The following is a 478-nucleotide window of genomic DNA, read 5'->3' as shown; positions in this document are numbered from 1 at the left end:
TTCAAATTCAAGGATCATAATAATTAACCAATCTATATTATTGTTTAAACTAAACTGCTCCTGTTCTACGATTAAACTATCTTTCAAACCCGATGTAAATTTGCTCCTATGCTTAGCTGTCTCTTAGGGATAGCTAATTGGTAATTAATTTGGGTTTCTCAAAAGTTAAAAACCCATAAAAATGTTGATATAACAGCATTCTTGATTTTTTAATTTTATAGGATTTACTCTTTTTGGACAGCCTCATTTTAAATTAGAGCACCCTTTTCTTGAAGAACGTTCTACGGAAAAAATGCAGCGCAGTTATTTTTATTCTTTAAGTGCTGGAAATATTGAACATCATTTCTCTAGTTTATAAAATGCAACAGTGGCCTCAGCTAACATAAGAATCTTCTCGTGTAGTTCTTTAGGTTCAATCACCTTGATTTGATCAGCAAACCCTAATACGTATCCCTTTGCCTCGTCTTCTGTATCAAAA

At 32.2% G+C, this 478-nt stretch carries 1 protein-coding gene; it reads right to left on the bottom strand.

Annotation, left to right across the window (positions count from 1 at the left end; genetic code table 11):
• Nucleotides 1-339: 339 nt before the first annotated feature.
• Nucleotides 340-478: WCX domain-containing protein (locus RYX56_RS26260; RefSeq protein ID WP_439108525.1), on the bottom strand; the 139-nt coding region annotated here is incomplete at its 5' end.

Origin of the sequence: Alkalihalophilus lindianensis, from assembly GCF_032843265.1 — a bacterium.
GTDB classification, from domain to species: domain Bacteria; phylum Bacillota; class Bacilli; order Bacillales; family Bacillaceae_D; genus Alkalihalophilus; species Alkalihalophilus lindianensis.
The sequence above is the reverse complement of the archived record's forward strand: the minus strand, read 5'-3'. Positions and strand labels throughout refer to the sequence as shown.